The 19,412-nt window shown below is 28.8% G+C and carries 18 protein-coding genes and 1 other RNA gene; 18 read left to right on the plus strand and 1 reads right to left on the minus strand.

The genetic code is table 11. The features are described 5' to 3' along the window. The first annotated feature begins 20 nt into the window (after window positions 1-20). Window positions 21-413 (plus strand): prealbumin-like fold domain-containing protein, encoded by a 393-nt coding sequence (locus GXK56_RS06755; RefSeq protein WP_243156036.1) that lies wholly within the window; start codon window positions 21-23, stop codon window positions 411-413. Between the two features lie 111 nt (window positions 414-524). Continuing rightward, the gene (locus GXK56_RS06760; protein WP_160686501.1) at window positions 525-1,004 is read left to right on the plus strand and encodes a deoxyuridine 5'-triphosphate nucleotidohydrolase; all 480 of its coding nucleotides are present in this window, start codon (window positions 525-527) and stop codon (window positions 1,002-1,004) included. Window positions 1,005-1,179: 175 nt separating this feature from the next. Here the strand turns inward: GXK56_RS06760 and GXK56_RS06765 are convergent, their stop codons facing one another. Continuing rightward, window positions 1,180-1,740, minus strand: a complete 561-nt coding sequence (locus GXK56_RS06765) for a class I SAM-dependent methyltransferase (protein ID WP_160686503.1) — start codon at window positions 1,738-1,740, stop codon at window positions 1,180-1,182. A 384-nt stretch (window positions 1,741-2,124) separates the two neighbouring features. On the opposite strand from GXK56_RS06765, the gene GXK56_RS06770 reads away from it, so the two are divergent. The 16 genes from GXK56_RS06770 (at window position 2,125) to GXK56_RS06845 (ending at window position 19,399) form a co-directional block, all read left to right on the plus strand. Next, window positions 2,125-3,384: an ATP-binding protein gene (locus GXK56_RS06770; protein ID WP_243156037.1), complete on the plus strand. Its 1,260-nt coding sequence runs from the start codon at window positions 2,125-2,127 to the stop codon at window positions 3,382-3,384. A 218-nt stretch (window positions 3,385-3,602) separates the two neighbouring features. Further along, on the plus strand, window positions 3,603-4,166 hold the full coding sequence (locus GXK56_RS06775) for an accessory gene regulator B family protein (protein WP_160686505.1): 564 nt from the start codon (window positions 3,603-3,605) through the stop codon (window positions 4,164-4,166). Between the two features lie 15 nt (window positions 4,167-4,181). Beyond that, window positions 4,182-4,307: a hypothetical protein gene (locus GXK56_RS28510; RefSeq protein ID WP_279283092.1), complete on the plus strand. Its 126-nt coding sequence runs from the start codon at window positions 4,182-4,184 to the stop codon at window positions 4,305-4,307. A 29-nt stretch (window positions 4,308-4,336) separates the two neighbouring features. After that, window positions 4,337-5,602 carry an ATP-binding protein gene (locus GXK56_RS06780; protein WP_160686507.1) on the plus strand — a complete coding sequence of 422 codons (1,266 nt, stop codon included), beginning with the start codon at window positions 4,337-4,339 and terminating at the stop codon, window positions 5,600-5,602. Window positions 5,603-5,962: 360 nt separating this feature from the next. Further along, a complete protein-coding gene (locus GXK56_RS06785) occupies window positions 5,963-6,853 on the plus strand; it encodes a sulfide/dihydroorotate dehydrogenase-like FAD/NAD-binding protein (protein WP_160686509.1) in 891 nt (296 codons plus the stop codon). Between the two features lies 1 nt (window position 6,854). Next, window positions 6,855-8,249: an NADPH-dependent glutamate synthase gene (gene gltA, locus GXK56_RS06790; RefSeq protein ID WP_160686511.1), complete on the plus strand. Its 1,395-nt coding sequence runs from the start codon at window positions 6,855-6,857 to the stop codon at window positions 8,247-8,249. A 422-nt stretch (window positions 8,250-8,671) separates the two neighbouring features. Further along, window positions 8,672-9,394, plus strand: a complete 723-nt coding sequence (locus GXK56_RS06795; protein WP_160686513.1) for a hypothetical protein — start codon at window positions 8,672-8,674, stop codon at window positions 9,392-9,394. Window positions 9,395-9,738: 344 nt separating this feature from the next. Then, complete coding sequence (locus tag GXK56_RS06800) at window positions 9,739-10,116, plus strand: ATP-binding protein (RefSeq protein WP_160686514.1); 378 nt, start codon at window positions 9,739-9,741, stop codon at window positions 10,114-10,116. A 75-nt stretch (window positions 10,117-10,191) separates the two neighbouring features. Beyond that, complete coding sequence (locus GXK56_RS06805) at window positions 10,192-12,192, plus strand: methyl-accepting chemotaxis protein (RefSeq protein WP_160686515.1); 2,001 nt, start codon at window positions 10,192-10,194, stop codon at window positions 12,190-12,192. A gap of 10 nt (window positions 12,193-12,202) precedes the next feature. Next, window positions 12,203-12,487, plus strand: coding sequence for an STAS domain-containing protein (locus tag GXK56_RS06810; RefSeq protein WP_243156038.1), 285 nt, complete (start codon window positions 12,203-12,205; stop codon window positions 12,485-12,487). 63 nt (window positions 12,488-12,550) lie between these two features. Then, on the plus strand, window positions 12,551-13,984 hold the full coding sequence (locus GXK56_RS06815) for a SpoIIE family protein phosphatase (protein WP_160686517.1): 1,434 nt from the start codon (window positions 12,551-12,553) through the stop codon (window positions 13,982-13,984). A 233-nt stretch (window positions 13,985-14,217) separates the two neighbouring features. After that, a complete protein-coding gene (locus GXK56_RS06820; RefSeq protein WP_160686518.1) occupies window positions 14,218-14,862 on the plus strand; it encodes a hypothetical protein in 645 nt (214 codons plus the stop codon). 261 nt (window positions 14,863-15,123) lie between these two features. Beyond that, on the plus strand, window positions 15,124-15,954 hold the full coding sequence (locus GXK56_RS06825; protein ID WP_160686519.1) for a phage replisome organizer N-terminal domain-containing protein: 831 nt from the start codon (window positions 15,124-15,126) through the stop codon (window positions 15,952-15,954). Between the two features lie 394 nt (window positions 15,955-16,348). Then, window positions 16,349-16,684, plus strand: a transfer-messenger RNA (tmRNA) gene (gene ssrA / locus GXK56_RS06830). A gap of 1,079 nt (window positions 16,685-17,763) precedes the next feature. Continuing rightward, complete coding sequence (locus GXK56_RS06840) at window positions 17,764-18,840, plus strand: NADH:flavin oxidoreductase (RefSeq protein ID WP_160686520.1); 1,077 nt, start codon at window positions 17,764-17,766, stop codon at window positions 18,838-18,840. A gap of 112 nt (window positions 18,841-18,952) precedes the next feature. After that, complete coding sequence (locus GXK56_RS06845) at window positions 18,953-19,399, plus strand: MarR family winged helix-turn-helix transcriptional regulator (protein WP_160686521.1); 447 nt, start codon at window positions 18,953-18,955, stop codon at window positions 19,397-19,399. The last annotated feature ends 13 nt before the right edge of the window (window positions 19,400-19,412 follow it).

Genomic DNA, 19,412 nt, shown 5'->3' on the forward strand with positions numbered 1-19,412 from the left:
TTTGTATTCATAATATATTAATGAAAAACAATATTAAGGATAGTTTTATGAAGGACACACTTTTGAAATTTCGCGATTCATATGGAGGTAATGGAAAGATTGTTGTTACCTCAATATTGGAATGTGAAAAAAATGAATTATTGGAAGGAATGAAAATTAATTTATATAAAATAAGTGGGTTATCGCCAATTCTTGTAGAATCTAAAATAACAGATATAGAAGGAAAAGTTATTTTTGAAGGAATTGAAAATGGCTGTTACAGAATAATAGCCATTGTAGATAAGCGTTATTTTGAAAAACCTAAATATATTAAGTGGAATGAGTTTACAATAGATGATACAAACAAAGAGCAAAAGGTAGTTATTATTAATAAAAATAAACTACCTACAATGGAAAATAAACATAGCAATTAAATTTAAAGCACAGTGTTTCAATCATTGTGCTTTAATTTCAATTGAGCTATAATCATAATTAATATAAAATTATAAATATATTTTATCAATAAGGGATGGAAGCTGTTAAATATGAAGATTAGAATTAAATATTTTGAAGGTGCAACTAAGTTAAAAAAAATAATTAAAGGAAATTGGATTGATGTATATGCTAATACAGATCTATTTATAAAAGAGGGAGAAAGAGGCATGGTTCCTTTAGGATTTGCATTGGAATTACCTAAAGGTTGGGAAGCACATATAGCACCTAGAAGTTCTACATTTAAAACATGGGGAATTATTCAGACAAATTCAGTAGGAGTTGTTGATGATACATACATAGGAGATAATGATCAATGGCATATGCCTATATATTGTCTTCAAGGAAAACATAATAAATTGGAAGATGAAAGTAAATCTGGTGGAATAGAATGTCATGGAACATGGATAAAAAAGGGAGATAAAATAGGGCAGTTTAGAATAATGGAAGTTATGCCAGAAATAGAATTTGAGGAAGTAGAGTCTTTTGGAAATGTAGATCGAGGTGGATTTGGTACTACAGGAATTAAATAAATTTCTAGTGTACAGATGTGAATTTTTGCAAAATGTATAAAATAATTATAAAAATAATTAGAGCTTCAGAAATTTATAGCAAATTATTTCTGAAGCTTTTTAACTTAAAGAGATTATGTTTATTAAAAATGCATAATTTAGTTATAAATTGTTTTGAAAAATTAACAATATACAACTAAACTAATTTCAAAGAGACATTAAATCTGCATGGATTGTAAAAGCCATCCATTATATTCCAATCTTTAAAGTCTTCCTTTTTATAAAGTAAATGCTCCTTTCTGTGAGAGGTAACAGGTAAATCGCCAATAAAAATTGCTTTTTTTGCAACTCTTTTTAATTCAGCAATTGCTTGGTTTGCATATTCTTCATTTGGAAAATAATGAAATGCACCAAAACAAATTACTTTATCAAAAGTTTTATCTTTAAAAATTAAGTTATTTGCTTCGCCATGTAAAACTGAATTATTAAGTATTTGTATGTGTCGCTTTACAAGAGAAGTTGAATAGTCAACTCCAACATAGCTTCCACATTTTATATATTGAGCTAAGCCACCAGCACCACATGCCACTTCTAAAACACTATCAGTTTCTTTAATATCTAGTTCTTCAACAATTTGTCTAGCTATTTCTTTTACATTAGCTGTAGTGTCTTCATAACCATCTAATTCTTCTAAGCAGTCAGTATTTCCATTACCTTTTCTTTCCCAAACTTCTTTCCAATAAGACATATCTTCCATAATTCTTTCTCCTCCTGATTTTAATACATTTAAAGTAGCATTTTATTTAAATAAAATAATGTTTTATAAAATTTAACGGTTAGGTTCAATTAATGAACATGCTTATGATAACATGGTTCAATGTTCAGAACAATAAGTTCATTGAATAAAATTTTCTTGATTATAGAAAAAAAATAAATTTTTGTTAGAAAAATATTTAATAAATTTAAGTGCTATGTTTTTGTATTCTTCAATTTTCGATTAATTTCATAAAAAAATACGTTGAAAAATGTTGAAAAGTAAGAAGAAAGAAGGTATAATTTGGGTACACATAGAAAATCATGTAATATAAATAAAGTTTAAAAAAGAATTTTTTAAATTAATTGAAAGGGGCGCTAAATTAAATTGATAATTATTGATATTATAGCTACCATATTTCAATCAGTCTTATGTGCATATTTGACGAATTACTGCATAAGCAGAGAAAAAAATATAGCTAAGATTTCATTACTAACAATATCCCTGGTACTTGTTGGGACATTGTTTACAAATTCTTTTGGGAATAACAAAGCCTTGTCTATATTTATGACGCACATATTAGCAATGGGAGTAGTCGCGGCATTTTATAGAAAAAGTATTATTAACGCCTTAACATCATATACAATAATTTATTCCATGTTATGTATATATACAATTGTATTTGGAAATATAATTTTTGAGTATGTCAGTAAAAAATTACCGGTACAATACATTAATCAAGAAATCATTTCTATAATTTATTTTCCAGAATTACTATTAATAAGCATGTGTTTTATACATAAAGAAAAGATAAAACAGATTTATAAACTAATAATAAATGAGGGCTTTTTTATAAGTGCTTTAATAATAAGTTTTGTATTAGATTTTATAATAACTTTTTATGTAATAACCTTAGGCAAGGAAACCCAGTTACTAAAAAACATAGTATATTTAATATTTTTTATATTCTTTTTAGTAATTTTAATATATTTTTGGAAGGTTAAACAAAAATCTGAGCAGATATATAAATTAAATGAAGCTTTAGAAATAAAAAATAATGAGCTTAGAAAAATCAAGCATGATTACGGAGCACAAATTTCATATTTATATGGGCTTTGTCTCATGGTGAGGTTTGATGATTTAAAAGGAGCTTTAAAGAAAATTATTGATAATAACGAGGCGATACCAACTGCGGCAGAAGTATGTAGGAATGAAAAATCATTATTATCACTTGCATTGAAACCAGCTATTGACAGAGGTATTCATGTTATTATTGAAGAAAAATGTGATTTAAGAGCAATAGATATGTCTGAAATGGAATTTTATAGAGTTGTATCAAATATAGTAAATAATGCTATAAGTGCCATGAATGGTCAGGGAATAATAATAGCTAAAAGTTATGAATATCTAGGTAGCATAGTTGTGAAAATTGAAAATAATGGTCCTAAAATCGAAGAAAATCTTTTAAAAGAAATCTTTACAGTTGGGTTTACAACTAAAGATAATAGCGATAAAAATCATGGATATGGATTGAGTATAGTAAAAGAACTTGTAGAAAATTATAATGGAAGGGTATATGTTAAAAGTACAGATACAGCAACGGAATTTAAGATAGTATTGCCCATAAAAAATGAAAATGTAGTTTAAGTTTATTAATAGGGAGGTCTTATTTCAGTTTTAGAGTGAAATAAGACCTCTTTGTTTTAAGTCTATGTCCGATGAATTAAATTATCATTTTTCTTAAATTGCATAAAAAAATAACTATATCTTATGTAAATATGGGGGCTGAATGATAAAAATGTTGAAAATTAACAAAATAAGGTTTATAATTTTAATGTAATTAGAAAAACAAAAGAGTGATAAAAATGGTAAAGACTATTTCTAAAAAAATTATTAATAGCATAGCAAAATCAACAAGAGATAAATATAATGAGGATGAACTTGAGCAAATGGAGTATGCTTTGGTAACAATTTTATTTGAATCAATAAAGATTATTTCTACAATAGTTATTTTTTCACTATTTGGATACTTTAAAGAAATAATAATTATTCAAATAATATTGTGTTCGGTTAAGCCATTTATAGGTGGCTATCATGAAGAAACTCAAATTAAATGTTTTTTAACAACATTGTTATCTGTAACTGGAATATTGATTTTAAGTATGCAATGTACACTTAGTTTTATAGCTAACTTCATATTAATTTTTTTGAGCATATTTTGCATATGGAATCAAGCTCCAGTAATAAATTCAAAAATGCCAATTACGCGCCCCGAAATTATAAATAAAAACAGAAGAACAGGATTAAGAAATGTAACAATAATTGGTTTCGTATCAATAGTTACATATAATTACTCAAATTATTATTTGATAATAACTTGGACAATTTTATTATTAGCTTTGGAAATGTTCAATAAAAGAGAAAATTAAAAGGAGATGTGTTTTATGTTAAAAAGATTATTAGGTGAATTTTTAAAGAAAGTTGCAGATTCTATGATTACATTAGCTCCAGCATCAATAGGTGATTGGGGTATTGAAGAAATGCCTGAATCTATGAAAAACTTAAGATAAGTTACTAATAACTGAGGGGAGGGCGTAATTTGGCATTAAATTTTTTAGATATGGCTGCCTCAATATTGCAAGCAATATTAATCGTTTATGCAATAAATTATTGTGCACATAATCATGATAAAAGATCCCCAATAATGAACTTATTTATTGTAATAATATATTCATTAGAAGGGCAAATTTTTACAAGTGCTTTTGGCAATAGTTGGGGAATGGCAGTTTTTTCGACTCATATAGTGGGAATATTTATAACGGCAATATTTTATAGAAAAAATATTTTGACGGCAATAGTATCATATACAATAATGTATTCTATTATGATGTTAATGAGCATTATATTTGGTAGTTTGATTTTTGAATATGTTAGAGGAATATTTCCTAAAGAATATATTTTTTATGAAACTATTTTTATTGTATACGTTCCACAATGCATACTTTTATTATTATGTTTTATGTATATTAGCAAGATAAGAGAAGTACATCAATTAATAATAAATGAAGGATTTTCAGCCATATCAATAATTGTAAGTTTTTTTCTCGATTTTATTTTAACTTTTTATTTAGTAACATTAGGGCAAAAAAGCCAGTTGCTTAAGAATATTATTTATATAGTATTTTTTATATTTTTAGTAATACTTTTAGTGTATTTTTGGAAAATTCATCAAAAATCACAACAAATATATAAGTTAAATGAAGCTTTGGAAGTTAAAAATGGTGATCTTAGAAAAATTAAACATGACTATGGTGCTCAAATTTCGTATTTATATGGATTATGCCTTATGGAAAGGTTTGATGATTTAAAAAAAGCCTTAAAGGATATTATTAACAATAACGATTCAGTACCCACAGCTGTAGAGGTCACTGGAAATCAAGAGTCTTTACTGGCGGTAGCATTAAAGCCAGCTATAGAACAAGGAATACACGTAATAATAGAAGAAAAATGTGATTTTAGTTTGATTAATATGAGTGAAATGGAATTTTTTAGAGTAGTATCTAATATTGTAAATAATGCAATTAAAGCCATGAATGGAGAAGGAATAATTATTGCAAAAAGTTATGAGTATTTAGGCAATGCTATAATTAAGATAGAAAATAATGGGCCTAAAATAGAGGACCGTCATATAAAAGATATTTTCAAAGAGGGATTCACAACAAAAGATAATGCTGAAAAGAATCACGGATTTGGATTAAGTATTGTTAAAGAATTGGTTGAAAGTCGTAAGGGTAAAGTGTTAGTTAAAAGTACTGATGCGGCTACTGAATTTAAAATTATTTTACCTATTGATAAAAATGCTTAGGTAGAGGGAAATTAATATAAGTATATTAATTAAAGAAATATTAATTAAAAATGGTCTTATGGAATATAAAATTGTTTGAAATTTAATAAAAAATAAAATTAAAAGCAGTAAAGATATTTATATTTAAAATAAATTGATTTACTGCTTTTTTATATAGTTGAAATAGTTGGGGCATTGAAAAATATTTAAATTGGTATTTTTAGAAGATATGTTTTATTTTAGTGCGTGTAATATTAAAATATATTAAAGCTGGAAGATAAAAACATAAAAAATAAGAAAAATTATTTTAAAAATTCTGAATAATAGTGTAAACTATATAGTAGAGGAAAAAAACTTAAGAGAGCAAAAGGGGTGCAATACATGTATAAAATAATGAGCAAAAGGGAACTTACAAATAATATATTCTTAATGGATATAGAAGCTCCAAGAGTAGCAAAATCTGCAAAGCCAGGTCAATTTATCATTATTAAAAATGATGAAAAAGGTGAAAGAATACCTTTAACAATTGCAGATTATGATTCAGAAAAAGGGACTGTAACCATAGTTTTTGCAGCTATAGGAAAAGGAACTAAACAATTGGCAGCATTTAATGAGGGTGATTCGGTTTCTGATTTTGTTGGACCATTAGGGGTCCCAAGTGAGTTTATTCATGAAGATGTAGAAGAGTTAAAGAAAAAGAAATTTATATTTATTGCAGGTGGAGTTGGTGCAGCACCAGTTTATCCACAAGTAAAATGGATGCATGAACATGGAGTTGCTGTAGACGTTATACTAGGAAGTAGAAATAAAGACTTATTAATATATGAAGAAGAACTTAAAGCAGTTTCAGCTAATTTTTATGTTACAACTGATGATGGTAGCTATGGATTTAAAGGGACTGGTTCAGATATGTTAAAAGACTTAGTTAACAATCAAGGAAAGAAATATGATCATGCAGTTATTATAGGGCCAATGATAATGATGAAATTTACTTCAATGTTGACTAAGGAATTAGGAATTCCAACTGTAGTAAGTTTAAATCCAATAATGGTTGATGGTACAGGAATGTGTGGTGCTTGCAGAGTAACTGTTGGTGGAGAAGTTAAATTTGCTTGCGTTGATGGACCAGAATTTGATGGGCATTTAGTAAATTATGACGAATCAATGAGAAGACAAGCTATGTATAAGACTGAAGAAGGAAAAGCACAATTAAAAGTAGAAGAAGGAAATACTCATAGCCATGGTGGCTGCGGTTGCGAAGGAGATAAATAATATGGATATGAATGAAAGATTAATAAGAATACCAGTAAGAGAACAAGATCCTAAAGTTAGAGCTACAAATTTTGAAGAAGTTTGTTTGGGATATAATGAAGAAGAAGCTGTAAAAGAAGCTTCAAGATGTTTAAATTGTAAAAATCCAAAATGTGTTGATGGATGTCCTGTATCAATTAACATTCCAGGTTTTATAGCCCATCTTAAAGATGAAAAATTCGAAGATGCAGCAAAAGAAATTGCTAAATACAGTGCACTTCCAGCAGTTTGTGGAAGAGTATGTCCGCAAGAAAAACAATGTGAGCAAAGATGTGTTTTAGGAATAAAAGGTGATGCTGTATCAATAGGTAAGCTTGAAAGATTTACAGCAGATTGGTCAGCAGAACATAAGGTCGATTTAAGCGCAACAGAACCTAAAAATGGAATCAAGGTTGCAGTTATAGGAAGTGGTCCTGCAGGATTAACTTGTGCTGGAGATTTAGCTAAAAAAGGATACGAAGTTACTATCTTTGAAGCACTTCATAAAGCTGGTGGAGTTTTAGAATATGGTATTCCAGAATTCAGACTTCCAAAAGAAAAAGTAGTTAAAAATGAAGTTGAAAACATCAAAAAGCTTGGTGTAAAAATAGAAACAAACGTAATTATAGGTAGAACTATAACTATAGATGAATTATTTGAAAAGGAAGGTTTTAAAGCAGTATTTATAGGATCAGGAGCAGGTCTTCCAAGATTTATGGGAATTCCAGGAGAAAATGCAAATGGAGTATGTTCTGCTAATGAATTCTTAACAAGAGTAAATTTAATGAAAGCAGCTGTAGAAGGTTATGAAACTCCAGTAAGAGCAGGAAATAAAGTTGCTGTAGTCGGTGGAGGAAATGTTGCTATGGATGCAGCAAGAACTGCCTTAAGACTTGGATCAGAAAGTCATATTGTATATAGAAGAGGAGAATCTGAACTTCCAGCGAGAGCAGAAGAAGTACATCATGCTAAGGAAGAAGGAGTAATCTTCGATGTATTAACTAATCCAACAGAAATCCTAGTAGATGAAAATGGGTGGGTTAAAGGAATGAAATGTGTAAGAATGGAACTTGGAGAACCAGATGCATCTGGAAGAAGAAGTCCTGTTGAAGTTCCTGGTTCAGAATTTGTTATGGATGTAGATACTGTAATAATGTCTCTTGGAACATCACCAAATCCATTAATTTCTTCAACTACTGCAGGATTAGATATAAATAAGAGAAGATGTATAGTTGCGGAAGAAGAAACTGGTCTTACTACAAAAGAAGGTGTTTATGCTGGTGGAGATGCAGTTACAGGAGCTGCTACAGTAATTTTAGCTATGGGAGCAGGGAAAAAAGCTGCTAAAGCTATAGATGAATACTTACAAGCAAAATAATAAAATAATTAATTAAGAAATATATATAGTAACAGGAAATTTGTATATGGTGGCAGTCACCAATTTATGAAGAAATTATTTTTCATAACGATTATTAAAAAGCATTTATTACAAGAGGTTAGAATCTATAGAAAGATATATAGAATTCTAAGTCTTTAATAAATGCTTTTTTGTATTTTTAAATTGTTATTAGAAGGAGTAAATAATAGTTAACTTAACAAAAGTTAAACGTTATGATTGAAAATGAATGAAAGTGAATGAAAATGATTGATTTTCTTTTGACAAATGAAAATGCGTATAGTAGAATATTTTTTGCTTAGTAAGATAACAAATTCCATATAAAAATCAACGTTGTTTAAATTGATTACTATTTTTATACAATTTATAAGCAGCAATAATCATAATAAAAAAGGATGGTAAAAATGAATAAAGCAATTAATTTATTTAAAAGAGTAATTTTATTTTTTGTTGGAATGAGTATAATTCAATTTGGTGTAGCTCTATTTTTAAAAACTAATATTGGTTCAGATCCATTTACTATATTTACTCAAGGTTTAGCATTTACACTAAACAAAACAGGGTTAAAAGAATTATCTATAGTTAAGTTAATAAGTGGAACAAATGAAGTAACTACAGGATTTGCTATGATAATAATATTAACAGTGTTGTTTGCTGTAATAATCTTAGTTGAGAAAAGTCGTATTAAAATAGGAACGTTAATATGTGTTATTGGAGTAGGTCCAATAATAGATTTAGGTGTAAGAGTAGTATCTTACTTACCAGTTGAATCTTATAATTATGTTGTAAGGTCATTATTAGTTGCTTTTGGTTGCTTTATAATTGCAATAGGATTTTCTGTTTTATCAGCAGCTAATGTAGGGGTAGCGCCCAATGATATAGTTCCATTTATAATACAAGATAAAACTAAAGTTGAATATCGTTGGATAAGAATTGCTTTAGATGGAGGATTTTTAATTATAGGATTTATATTAGGTGGAACTGTTGGTATAGGTACAGTAATAGCTATGTTATCAACTGGACCATTTATACAAATCTGCCTTCCATATGGAGAAAAGTTTGTTAATTTAATTGTAAACTCAAAAGTTGAAGAGACAGAAGAAAATACTGCTACTGCTATTGCATAATTAATTTATTTTTCCTCACATTAAAATAAATTAATTTAAGTATAGATATAAAAGATATGTATAAAATAACGACTTAAGATTATTGTGAAATGATTTTGAGTCGTTATTTTTATGTATAGATAAGTTTAGGACTTTGTAAGTTTTTAAAGCTCATAAAATATAGGATAAAATGTTTGTGCTTTGTTAGGTTATATAAATATATTGGTATATGTTGAAAAACAAAGAAATTAGTGTAATAATAAAGAGTAATGCTGAGATTGATTTTTAATCAACAAAAGAAAAGTTAAATCTTTTCATAATAACTATTTTAGAATTAATATTATTGGAAAAGGAGGAAAAGAAATATGCCGGAAATCGATGGAAAAGTATTATTTTATGGGATAGATAATATTAATGAAAAGCTAGATAATATTATTCAATCACTAAATATAAAAAGACAAAGTTTTGAAATAAAATTAATTTTAATTGAAGCTGTTAATAATGCTTATATCCATGGAAATAAAAAGGACATAGAAAAACCAATATGTATTGAATGGAAGTTAGCAGAGGACTTACTGGAAATTTCTATAACAGATTGTGGAGAAGGGATTGAATATTTATCTAATTATAATTATGATAATGACATACTTTCTGAATCTGGAAGAGGTCTTCTTATAATAAATTCATATAGTGATTCAGTGGAATTTAAGGGGAATTCAATAATTATAAAAAAATACATTTAACATAAGTGAAAATAAATTTACATAATTAGATAATAAATATATTTTTAGGTATTATACAACAAGGGGGAAATTAAATTGAAAATATCTTTAAAAGCCAAGCTTATGGCTGCATTTCTTATTCTCATTTCTGTACCGATGTGGGTTTTAGGATATAGTTCATATACTATGTCTTCAAAAGCTTTGCAAGCATCAGTACAGCAGCAACTAAAGGAACAGACGTATGATACATCTCTTTTAATTCAAAAAACCATAGATTCAGTAAAACTTACAATAAAAACTGCAAGTTTAAATCATTCTCTAGTTGATGTTGCAAAACAGGAAAGCTCAGGAGAAATTGATAATGCATTTGAGTATATTCAAGATATTCAAAAAGAAAATCAAGATTATATTGAAGCATTAGTTATTACAAATGATAAAGGAAAAGTTATTATTGATAGTCAGAGCAAAAACCCTAATACTGATCTAAGTGATCGTGACTATATGAAAAAAGCACTTAGTACAGGAAAAGAAACAGTTAGTGAAGTAGTGACTTCAAAAGTTAGCAATAAGCCTGTAGTAACAATAGCTTATCCACTTAAGGAAGGGGACAAGATTATTGGAACTTTAGTTGGAAGCATAAAATTTGAAAGTATTTCAGCTTATGCAGCAAAAGTTAAAGTTGGCGAAAATGGATATGCTTATATGATTGATAGAAATGGATTAATTTTATCTCATCCAGACGTCAGCAAGATATTAAAAGAAAATGCAAGTGACAAAGCAAATGATGAGTTTAAGGCAATAATTGAAGAAATGAAGGCTGGAAAGGCTTCAGAAGCTTTTTATACTTATAATAATGTATACAAATATACTGTATTTCAACCAGCTGGAAATTGGGTTATAGCAGTAACTGCAAATTATAATGAGTATATGGCACCTGCAATTGCCATTAGAAATAATACATTTATAATAATTATTATAGCAATTATTGTGGCTATGATAGGAGCTTACTTATATTCAACAAAGGGAATAATTAATCCTATTAAGGAATTAGAAAAATTAATGAAGCGTGCAGGCGATGGAGATTTAACTGTTAAGATAAGTATAAAAAGCAAAGATGAAATAGAGGAGCTTGGTAATTCCTTCAATGAAATGATAAAGCATCAAGATGAAATAGTTAGAAATGTAAGAAGTGCTGCAGAGCAATTAAATGCTGCCTCGGAAGAAATGGCTGCTTCGTCAGAAGAAATTAGCGCTACAACAGAGGAAGTATCTGCAACTATAAATCAAGTAGCTCAAGATGCAGAAAAACAAAATGAATCTATTGTAGATGTATCTGGCGTATTAGTGCAGTTAGCAAGTCTTGTACAGTTAGCGCAAAATAGAGCTAAATCTACAAGCTCAAATGCAGCTGAAACTATAGCAGTAGCAGATAGAGGGCGTGAGAAGGTAGAAGAAACTGTAAAGGCAATGAATAATATTAGTGCAGGAAGTGAAGAAACTGCAAAAGCCCTTGAAGCAGTTAATAATTTATCAGTTAAAGTTGGTGGTATAATAACTACTATAAATGCAATTGCAGAACAAACAAATCTTTTAGCTTTAAATGCAGCAATAGAAGCAGCAAGAGCTGGAGAACATGGTAAAGGCTTTAGTGTAGTTGCTGATGAAGTTCGTAAATTATCAGAGGAATCAGATGATAGAGCAAAAGAAATTACTTCATTAGTTAGTGAAATGATGAAGGAAATAAAAAATGCAGTAGCTGCAATGGAAAGAGCTAAAACTGAAGTAAATAATGGAGTTGTAATTGTATCAGAAACAGATAAAGCTTTTGTAAATATAAGAGAAGCAATAGAAAATATAAGTAATCATGTTAATCAAATACTCGATATTACAGGGGATGAGGTTGCATCTTCGGATAAGGTAGTAAAGCTTATTAATGATATAGCTACAGTAACAGAAAGTAATGCAGCTAATAGTGAAAATGTATCTTTAGCAGCAGAAGAGCAAGCAAGTGCAATAAATAACTTAACTTCTACTGCAGAGGAAACAAGTGCTATGGCAGAGGAATTAACTAGACTTGTAGAAAAATTTGAAATATGAGGTGAATATAGTGGGAAATAACGTATCAATAAATATAGCTAAAAATTTTGTTGTGGATGAAGTGGCTGAATTCAGAACAAAAATAAATAAACTTATAGAAGAAGGAAATAAAGATTTTATTATTAATTTTAGTGAATGTATATTTATAGATAGTACTGGACTTGGTGCATTAGTATCAATTTATAAAAAATGTGCTGAAAAAGGCGGAAGTATAAAATTAAAATCTCTAAATCCAGAGGTGCTAAAATTATTTCAATTAACAAGATTAGATAAAATTTTTGATATATGTCCATAAAGAAATAGCAGGTAACTGTAATTTTAAAGGCAGCGGAATTCAGTTGAAAGGACATTTAGAATTATGTATAAAAGAGAAGAGAACGCAGCAGTATTAGAAAAAGAGTTAAATGGAATACTCAATGGTATTCCAGATATAATAAAAGTATATAATCCAGATTATACAATAGCTTTTTTCAATGAAGCAGGATACAATTTTTATAATAGGAGTTTAATGGATATAAAGGGGAAAATGTGTTATGAAGTTTTAAACAGAAAAGAAAAATGTTTAGACTGTCCATTTGAACAGGTAGTAGAAAATAAACAAATGCTTTCAAGGGAAAGATATATTCCTGAATTAAATACCTTTATGGATGTTTGCTATAATCCTGTATTAGATGATGATGGAAATATATTATTTATTGTAGAAAGACTTAGGGATATTACAGAAAAGAAATTCTTAGACAAAATACTTAAAGACAGCAAAGAAAAGTACAAGCAAATTCTAAATAATTCTCCTGATGCTATACTTATTATAGTGGACAATAAAATTGTTCTAGTAAATTATGAAGCCTGCAATTTACTTAAATCGGAATATAGTAAAATTATTGATAGTAATGTCTACAAACATTTTCCGAATAAGTATAAAAAAGTATTACATAAGCGTTTTAGAAATGTAATTGCACAAAAAAGAGTAAAAGATATAGATGATTATGAGTTTGAATTTGGGAATAATAAAAAAACAAATTTAGAAGTATCATTTACTTATATAGTATATGATGGAAGTCCAGCTATATTAGCAATCTTAAGAGATATTACTGAAATGAAACAAGAATTAACTAGTGCAGCAAAACTTCAAAGGAATACTTTGCAGAGTAATTTTCCATGTGAAGAGCATGTAAATACAGTAAGCGTATATACACCAGCTCATATGATTAGTGGTGATTCTTATAGGATACAAAAAATAAACGAAGCTTCAATTTTAGGAATAGTTATAGATGTTAGAGGAAAAGGTATTTCAGCTGCACTTAATATATCTGCGCTAGATGTTTTATTTCTTCAAGAAATTTCAACTTCACATGAACCAATTGATATAGTTAAGAGTTTAAATGCAAAATTAGTAAGTTATTATGAAGAAAATTATATAGCTGTGTGCTGTTTTAGTATGGACTTTATAAAGAAGGAACTTAAAGTAGTTGGAGCAGGAATCAATAGATTTATTTTTCAAAAAAAAGGACAAAAAGTAGAAGAAAAGATTGTCAGGGGTCCATTTTTAGGAATGTTTGAAGATAGCGATTTCTCTGAAGAAATTATTAGTTTTGATTCTGGTGACAAAGTATTTTTTGTATCAGATGGGTTGGATTTTATTTTTGATGAAGATAAAATAATACAAAGATATATGGGAAAAGTTAGTGTGTCTCAATTTAAAGCTTACATAGATGAATTTTTAGATGATACTAGATTGGAAGTTGGGAAATTAGATGATGATTCTACTATGCTTGCTATGGAAATAAAATAACTTAAAATTTATCAATAAAACCATACATATAAAGAATAAATTAGAATTGGTTATAGAATAGGCTTTTATTATTATCTTTATATGTATGGCTTTTTTATATTGTTAGAAATTTTTGATGAAGTCATAATGATTTTAGTATTTATACTATAATTACTATGGTAGTATTTTTTACTCATTTAATATATTATGATATTTAAGGTTTGGAATTTTAGTAAAGGAAGAAATAATAAAATATGAATAAGAGTTTTAATTTAATAAAAAGATTAATTCTATTTTTTATAGGAATGACAATAATTCAATTTGGAGTGGCGTTATTTTTAAAAAGTGATATTGGCTCAGACCCATTTACAGTATTTAATCAGGGTTTAGCTTTTGCTCTACATACAACACCAGGAAAAGCAAATATAATAATTTTAGTTGTTTTAACTTGTTTGATTTTTGTTTTTGGGAAAAGTTATATAAATATAGGGACTTTGATTTGCGTTTTTGGAGTAGGTCCTGCTATTGATTTTGCATTAAATATAGTTTCTTTTTTTTCAATTGAATCATACAATATATTTGTTAAAGGATCTTTGATGGTTTTTGGATGTATGATAGTTGGTGTGGGATTTTCAATACTTTCAGCAACAAGTCTGGGGATGGCTCCAAATGACAGTGTGTATTTTATTATAAAGGATAAAACTAAATTTCAATATAGATGGGTTCGTATGACTACAGATATTTGTTATTTAATTGCTGGATATTTCTTGGGAGGCGTAGTTGGTGTAGGAACTATAATAGCTGCATTTCTACCAGGTCCAGTAATACAATTCTGTCTGCCGTATGGAGAAAAGTTCGTAAATTTATTATTGGGAAATAAAGAACAAAACAATAGATAAATCAAGCAGAAGAAAAGATTGTTAGAGCCATATTTTTTTATAAAACAAAAAGGTATTACCTAATTTTAGAGGTAATATCTTTTTATTTTATTCAAAAATCTGATTAGTATAAAAAATTTGTAATAATTTAATGGAAAAAAATTTATTGTTTTTTATGTAAAATAGTTTATAAAAACATATATCTTCTATATATAACATATAGATAGAAAATTATTTTAAAGGATTAACTTATTAATATAGATATGAAGGGGTATGGTAAATATGAAAGAAAGAAAATACATTAAATTAAGAACAGACATGTATGCAGATACAAAATTTAAAATAATAGACATAAAGCCTGAAAGAGATATGATTCATTATGTTTGGACTAGATTTGTTACTTTAGCTGGTAAGGTTAATATGGAGGGAGATTTATATATGTCAAGAAATCTTCCATATACAATAGAAACTTTAGCATTAGAGTTTAATAGAAGTGAAGAGCAAATTAAATTAGCTTTAGATGTATTTATTGAATTAGAAATGATGGAATTAATTGATGGAAAGATTTATAGAGTTAAAAATTTTGCAAAGCATCAAAATATTAAGGTGAAGGAAAAAACAAATTCAAAAGATAATGTGATTGTAGAGCCTAAAAATAAAGAAGAAATTGTAAAAGAGGTAACTAATCAAGAAACAACTTTATTGAAGACTAATATTGAAGATAGAGAAAAAATTGAGAAAGAGGCTTCTAAAAGAGATAATTATATTAATGAAGCGGAAAAGGTGGATAATGAAGATAGAAAATCCGAAATTGAAGTAGATGAAGACGGAGTGTCAAGCATAAAAAAGGACTATGGAGAGTATCAAGTAATTTACTATAGTGGAATTAATGAAGAGGATATTATTAATAGTGAAATTGTTGAGCCTAAATTAAAAGAGAGTATACCGATTCCTATTGAAAGTGAGAAAAATAATAAGAAAAGAGGAAAGAAAAAGCGGAAGGATGTAATTAATGTGACGGATGAGGATAATGGTGATGAAATAATTTCATTTACTGATGGCGAAAGACAACTAGGGGAAGGAGAACGGATTTTGTTTGAAATGACTTTTTAATTATCTAAGTATAAGATTAAAACAATGGAAATATAGATAAAAATATGGATACTTAAAAATTTATAGCAATATATTGCAATTAACAATTACGGTTGAAGCTCACAGAGAAAGTTAGAAGAACGAAATATAAAATGCCCACAGGGAAAGTTCATGTTTCCAAATATAAAATTTGGACATTCACTTTTCGATTATCACTTTTCCTTACAGGATTTTTTGAATTAATATTGTTGAATTATTATTGCAACAAATATATTATATATTTTTTTTCCAATTGGCTGACTAAGTACAATGTTCCAGTTGACAGTAATGCGTGATTGAGATAGAATAAATAATGCAAGGTGAACATTCTTTGAAAATTGAATATGTTATTAAACCATCTTAAACCTGGGGGCGTTTTGGCTTCGACGGGGGTGGGATAGGATTTGTTAAGCGAGTCGAGGGACGCATGGAGCCTCGTTAATAAAGTATGCATTAAATGTAAACGCAGAAGATAATTTTGCAATAGCAGCTTAGTTTAATAGTTGCTCATCAGCCCAGGCTTCCTACGGCTTGGATCACTGGTGTCATTAAGTAGGGAACGAAGCCTAGCAAAGCTTTGAGCTAGGGGGGTATTTATGAAGCTACCGGGAAGTATAGCCTGTCTAAGGGCGATGCTTCTGGGGAATCTTAAAACTTAGACTGCACTCGGAGAAAGACAAATTCAGCTGCTTTCGGACAGGGGTTCGATTCATAGACAGAGTCGCATTAAGGAGTGATCCTTAAATGAAAACTTGGCTTTATCGGTGAAACCGTAACAGATATAATGCTGACGGCAATACCGAGAGGTATGTAAGGAAACTTAACAGCCTCGTATCGACTTATAGGTTCCTAAAATATTACTTTAATAATATCAAGGAATACTAGGATAGAAGATATTAACTATACTAAGCTTCTATAATATGCCAGGGTTCTGTAAAATGATTAATTTGCAGAATAAGATATAGTCAGGGCCATATGAAAGTATGGAAGCTACTGACCCCTCGCCTCCACCATGAAACCCAAGAAAATCTAATTTTTGGATTTTCTTGGGTCTTTTTTTAGTTATTAGAGGTTTAGAAAATAAGCGTGTATCTTTGTAGGCAAAAAATTTAGGATATATAGAGGTGAACCGTATCATAAGTGACGTAGACTTTTTTGTAATGATAAAAATAGTAAATATATATATATATGTATATTTACTAAGGGTGGCTGCTTGTAAAGGCAAAATAAATTACTTGATTCATTAGAAGATATTAGAAAAAAGAAGCGTTAGAGCTCTAAAGAACAAAGTGCATTTTATTGGTACAAATCGCAGTATTCTCAGCTATACCAATAACAGTAACGCCCAGCATAAAATTTAAGCTTGGTACGATGAAATAGCATTAGAGAGAATCATTAATAAAGAATGAGCCTTTTACTGCTCATCCTCCAATGCCATCCTGTATTTAAGCAGCCAGTTTAGAGTATCAATAATTTGGTCATACTCATACTTCTTACGTTCAATCCCACTTATCTTCTGACGAATCCATTCAATAACTTCTTGATTGGTACGGGAATTTGTATCATGATATTGTAAGACTTCCATTATTTCAATTAGCGAACAACCAACGCCTTGAAATTTCTTTATCAGTTTTATTTGTTCTATAGCCTCATCTGGATAATTACGATTGACAAATAAATATTAAGTGGGATAATATATGTATATGCATATAAAATATTAACAATTTCTAATGAATAAAAAATTTTAAAGATATACATGTATATACATGTAAAGTGAAAGGCGGTTTATTAGTGAAATCATTATTCGATAAAACTCAATTAGGTTCTCTTAAAATGAAAAATAGATTTGTTAGATCTGCAACATATGAAGGTATGGCAGATGAAAAAGGTCACATGACAGAGGAGTTATTTAAAGTTTATGAAGATTTAGCTAAGGGGGGAGTCGGAACTATAATTACAGGATTAACAGCTGTAACTGATTTAGAAGAATTCATCCCTGGGCAAATGGGCATTTATGATGATTCCTTTATTAATGAGTATAAAAGAATTTCTGAAGTAGCTCATAAATATAATGCTAATATAATACTTCAAGTTGGAGCAGCTGGTACACAAACCATTAAAAATGAAGAAAAAGTAATGTGGGGACCAAGTGATATAGTAGACTTGGGATATAAAAATACTCCTCAAGAAATGACTCGAGAAGAAATTATTTCGTTACAGGAAGCTTTTGCTAGTGCTGCATTTAGAGCTAAGGAAGCAGACTTTGATGGGATTCAAATACATTCAGCACACGGATATTTATTGAGTAAGTTTTTAACCCCTTATTACAATCACAGAACTGATGAATATGGTGGTAGTATAGAAAATAGATCTAGAATGCTTTTAGAAACATACCAAAAAATCCGTCATAAGGTTGGGGATGAATATCCAATCCTAATTAAGATTAATAGTGAAGATTTTATGGATCAAGGGATGAGTTTTGAAGAATGTCAATACTTATGTAAAAGACTTGAAGAAGCAGGAATAGATGCTATTGAGATTAGTGGAGGTAGTTTATCCTCACGACCAAATGAAAGTTATTCGAGAAAGATATCAAAAGGTCAGACACCTTATTATTTGCATTATGCTGAAAAGATAAAACAAGAAGTGAGCATTCCAGTTATTTCTGTAGGTGGTATTCGAGACTTTACTGCATTGACAAAAAGTTTGAATGAGAATTCAATAGATTACTTTGCATTAAGCAGACCGTTGATATGCGAAAGTAATTTGATTAATCGTTGGCAAGAGGGAAATATGGAAGTGGCAAAATGTATATCCTGTGGTAAATGTTCAGGTTTTGGTAAAACAATATGTATTTTTAATAAATAATGATGAGAAATAGTGATAATCAACTTAATAAGCTGATTATAAGAACCTTGACAATGAGAATTACTGTGAATTAATATATGTATATTCAAGGTTTATTGGAGGTGTATTATTCATGGCTCATTTGAAGCATATAAAACTATTAAAAAGTTGTGTTTGTAGAAATTTGCGTATGACAACAAGAATTACTACCCAGCATTTCGATAAAATTTTTCAGACCGTTGGACTAACAGCGCCTCAATTTTCACTTTTAGTAGAAATAGCTGAAAATGAAAATATTGCAGTAAGTGGATTAGCTGAAAAAATGCTAATGGATCAAACTACAGTAACACGTAACATAGAAATATTAAGAAAAAAAGAATATGTTAATGTGAGAGCAGACGATAATGATTCGAGAAAAAGATGTATTTCAATTAGTGATATTGGTGAAGAAAAATTAAATGAAGCTATTCCAGTATGGAATAATGTCCAGTCTTCAATAGAAAAGGAGATTGGTGCTGAAAGATTTAAGGAATTTTTAATAACTTTAGGGCAAATACAGAATTGTATTAATAAGTATTGAGATAAATAAATCA

This window comes from Clostridium sp. C2-6-12 (genome assembly GCF_009928485.1).
Classification (GTDB): Bacteria; Bacillota; Clostridia; order Clostridiales; family Clostridiaceae; genus Clostridium.